The sequence below is a fragment of the Leptolyngbya sp. FACHB-711 genome, from assembly GCF_014695615.1.
Lineage (GTDB): Bacteria > Cyanobacteriota > Cyanobacteriia > Elainellales > Elainellaceae > Leptolyngbya_A.
In genome coordinates, this window is sequence record NZ_JACJOR010000590.1 from 1 (window position 1) to 3,521 (window position 3,521).

General features: G+C 40.7%; 7 protein-coding genes. 6 read left to right on the forward strand and 1 reads right to left on the reverse strand.

The genetic code is table 11. The features are described from left to right. The 3 genes from H6F80_RS28645 to H6F80_RS28655 form a co-directional block, all read left to right on the forward strand. The coding region (locus H6F80_RS28645) for a DNA phosphorothioation-associated protein 4 (protein WP_190794915.1) at positions 1-402 on the forward strand (402 nt) is incomplete at its 5' end. A 1-nt stretch (position 403) separates the two neighbouring features. Beyond that, complete coding sequence (locus H6F80_RS28650) at positions 404-973, forward strand: phosphorothioated DNA-binding restriction endonuclease family protein (RefSeq protein WP_190794916.1); 570 nt, start codon at positions 404-406, stop codon at positions 971-973. A gap of 2 nt (positions 974-975) precedes the next feature. After that, positions 976-1,929 carry an HNH endonuclease gene (locus H6F80_RS28655; RefSeq protein WP_190794917.1) on the forward strand — a complete coding sequence of 318 codons (954 nt, stop codon included), beginning with the start codon at positions 976-978 and terminating at the stop codon, positions 1,927-1,929. Here the strand turns inward: H6F80_RS28655 and H6F80_RS28660 are convergent. Further along, on the reverse strand, positions 1,926-2,174 hold the full coding sequence (locus tag H6F80_RS28660) for a helix-turn-helix domain-containing protein (RefSeq protein ID WP_190794918.1): 249 nt from the start codon (positions 2,172-2,174) through the stop codon (positions 1,926-1,928). The genes H6F80_RS28655 and H6F80_RS28660 overlap by 4 nt on opposite strands. A gap of 156 nt (positions 2,175-2,330) precedes the next feature. Here H6F80_RS28660 and H6F80_RS28665 point away from each other — a divergent pair, with 156 nt between their 5' ends. Genes H6F80_RS28665 through H6F80_RS28675 form a run of 3 tightly spaced genes read left to right on the forward strand, consistent with a single transcriptional unit; the run spans position 2,331 to position 3,428 of the window. Continuing rightward, the gene (locus tag H6F80_RS28665) at positions 2,331-2,576 is read left to right on the forward strand and encodes a hypothetical protein (RefSeq protein ID WP_190794919.1); all 246 of its coding nucleotides are present in this window, start codon (positions 2,331-2,333) and stop codon (positions 2,574-2,576) included. Positions 2,577-2,585: 9 nt separating this feature from the next. Further along, complete coding sequence (locus H6F80_RS28670) at positions 2,586-2,984, forward strand: hypothetical protein (RefSeq protein WP_190794920.1); 399 nt, start codon at positions 2,586-2,588, stop codon at positions 2,982-2,984. Between the two features lie 48 nt (positions 2,985-3,032). After that, positions 3,033-3,428, forward strand: coding sequence for an element excision factor XisH family protein (locus H6F80_RS28675; RefSeq protein ID WP_190794921.1), 396 nt, complete (start codon positions 3,033-3,035; stop codon positions 3,426-3,428). Positions 3,429-3,521 lie beyond the last annotated feature (93 nt).

Sequence of the window (3,521 nt, forward strand, 5' to 3'; positions counted from 1 at the left end):
TTGAGAGCTAAAGAAGACGGAACGGGCTTATTCTCAACTTATGCCGATGTCTTAACATTTGCTGCGGCCATAGGCTTCAAACACAGGAAAAAAGTTCCTTTAGGGAAGTTTTCTAGAAAAGATCCTGATGCCGTATTGCAAGAGCAGTTTCGAGATCGTTCGATTATTGATTTGATCGCGATCGCTGAAACCAACGATCCCAAAATTCTGGCTTCTGATCCAGAAACTGATCTTCAAAGAGTAGAAATATTTCAAGAGTATGCGAATGGTGGACTTGAGATTTTGAGTAGGGAGTTGTATGGAATTAAGGAGCCTTTAGAGCGAACTCTGTTAATCCTGTATTTAGAGAAGCAGAAACAACAGGATGATACAGAAGACTTTGATCTAGATCAACTATTTTGATATGCCTCAGGATGAACATAAAAAAGCAATAAGAGACATTGAAGCATTGAGCTATTATGCAAAAAAGTTTCAACGTTTACGGGTCGATCGTGCTCATGGTGTAGCCCCTCATAAACCCATTTTGTTATTATCCGTCATTGAAAAAGTTAGAAGAGAAATTATTACAGAGGACAAAATTTATTTATCTTCTGAACTGATTCAAACATTTCTTAAATACTGGAGTTATCTAGGCTCGTTCAACCACAATCCTGATATCTCTAGACCCTTCTTTCACATGAGAAGTGGCAAGTTTTGGCATCTATGGGCAAATCCAGGTTATATAAAACTAATCTCTTCTAAAGAGAAGTTGAAAACTTTTGCAGAAGTCAAGCAAGCAATTAAATATGCGTATTTAGATGAAGAACTATTTGAATTTCTACAAGACCCAATTCTAAGAAGTAGTTTAGTTACTGTGTTAGTTGCTCGATGGTTTCCGGGTAAGGTTGAGTTAGTCGAAGAGATTTCGCAAAGCGATGAATTTCGAGATCCGCCAGAGTACCTCAGAGATGGCTATTGGGAGCTTTATAACTAGCGATGAAGAAAGACCTAAGCTACTACGCTAAAAAGTTTACAAAGCTAGGAGTCGATCGCGCCCATGGAGCTGTACCACACAAACCAACTCTATTACTCTCTGTGATTGAACAATTTGACAAAGGTAGAATACAGCATAATCAAATCTATTTAACTCCTGAGCTAATTGCTACATTCCTCAAATACTGGTCAAATTTAGTAACCACTGATCATCGCTCAGATATTTCCTTACCTTTCTTTCATCTCACAGGCGATAAATTTTGGCATCTTATGCCTAATCCTGGTTTCGAGGCAACGATTGCAAGTAGAACTAAAATTAAAGGTTTATCAGCACTCCGAAATACAGTTAAATATGCGTATGTAGATGATGAATTATTTGAGTATTTACAGGATGTGAGTTCAAGGGTTCATTTGGCTGAAACTCTAGTTTCAACATGGTTTCCAGCAAAGACACAACAGCTAGAAAAACTTTATGAAGTTGATGAGCTAGATAATATTCAGTTGAGATTATTGGAAAAAGGCGGTGCTGTTTACACAACAGAAGATATTAAAGACCAAGATAAGACATTTGTTAGAAATGCTGCATTCCGTCGTAACGTAGTCTCCTTGTATCTACAACATTGTGCCCTTTGCTGTTTGAAGATCGTTAGCCAAGATAGTCAGAACATTGTAGATGGAGCGCATATCAAACCATTTTCAGAGTTTCACGACGATCGCTTTGATAATGGAATTGCTCTTTGTAAAAATCATCATTGGGCATTTGATCGTGGTTGGTTTGGTATTGGTGATGATTACAAAATTATTATTCCACGCGAGCGCTTCCATGAAGAAAGCCCAACAGATATACGACCACTAAAAGATTTTGATGGAGAAGCTATTCTTCTGCCAAACCAGAAGATTTACAATCCAAGAATTGATTCTCTTCAGTGGCATCGCGCATTCTGGAAAATTGCCTAATCTGATTCTGTCCCTGTCTCTGAATCAGGATTCATATAAAGCTGTCTAAATTCTGTGGCAGCATCAGGGTTTAAGTTCTCAAGTGCTTCCAAAATTTTCATGACCGTTTCAGATCCGGGATCTCGGATCTCATTGGCCCATCGGTAAACATTAGATGCACCAATCCCCATCGCTGCGGCTAGTTTTCCCTGACTAATGCCGTAGCTCTGCATGACTGTTTTTAGAACTCTACCCGCTTTCCCCATACTCTCTAAACACGGTTTACCTCAAGCATGATCAATCGTGTCAGAGCTTTGCATCTTCGTATACAGTCCAATTGGACTGTGGTAGCCTATATAAAGACTAATTGGACTGTGACAATTTAATGTGCCAGTCTTTCCTGCGTTTTAGGAGTATTTGTAATGTTCATTGACAGAGATTCTGCGAATGATGCGGGGCAACCACCTGAAGCCAATTCTGCTCAATCTTCCCCACACGAGGAGCCTGTGAAAATGACCTTAACCGCTTCTCGTCAAGCTGTTGAGCGAATGATCCTGTTGCTGCATAACCGCAACATTATCGCTGGTAGTGAATGGAGCCGCCCAGTCGTCATCAAGAACTCACCGGAGGTCATTAGTGTTGCCAGTCGCATGATTGGCACAAATTGATCATGACCAATGGATGCAAAATTTCAGCCCGTTCCCCGCCCTAACTCCAATCAAAACTCACTAGGAATTGATGAATGGAAGCTCCTCGAAGAACTCTGCGAAGGTGATTCCATGCAACTCGAACTGATGACAAAGCTGCTCGATACCGAACGCCAATATCAGCTTGCTTCCAACCATTCCGGCATTCTCAAAGATCTAAAAAGAGTGTTTGATACCAGTTCCCGTGATAAAGAAACTGCAATTCAAGCCGCACACCGCGATCGCGATTTGAAACAAGCCGTTGAGGCGGGTAATGTCGAGGCAGTTAAGCAAGCTACTAAGAAGAGCAGTGCCAGAGTGTCTGAAGCTCCCAGTGACTGGGCTGCAATGAAGTTTAAGGCGAGGCAAAATGAGGGAGTGGGAGAATGAAGAGATAATAGAGTAGAAGGAATTGCAGTGGGAGAATGAAGAGGAGAAATGTCTGCCAGAGATTTATTTCATAATGCCGTCAAAATTGCTCTTGAAAAAGATGGGTGGATTATTACAGATGATCCACTTCATATTCGAATTGGAGGCGTGATTGATATGTATATTGACCTGGGAGCAGAAAAAATTATTGCTGCTCAAAAAGAGGGGCAAAAAATAGCCGTTGAAATCAAAAGCTTTATTGGTGCTTCTACGATTTCTAAATTTCATTTGGCGATCGGTCAATTCATTAACTACCGCTATGCCTTAGAAGACGCAGATCCAGAACGGATTCTATATCTTGCAGTTCCCCAAAACACCTACAACGACTTCTTTAAACTCCCTTTCATTCAATCTGTTGTTTCACAGTCAACTCAATCTTTTAGTTTACAGCCTTTTCCAATCTAATCAGGTACAGTAACAGCAGTGAGTGAACCAGCCTTGCAGATCAGCGGTTGAGACTTGATTGAATGCTTGCTCAATAGCTTTGACCAAATCCGG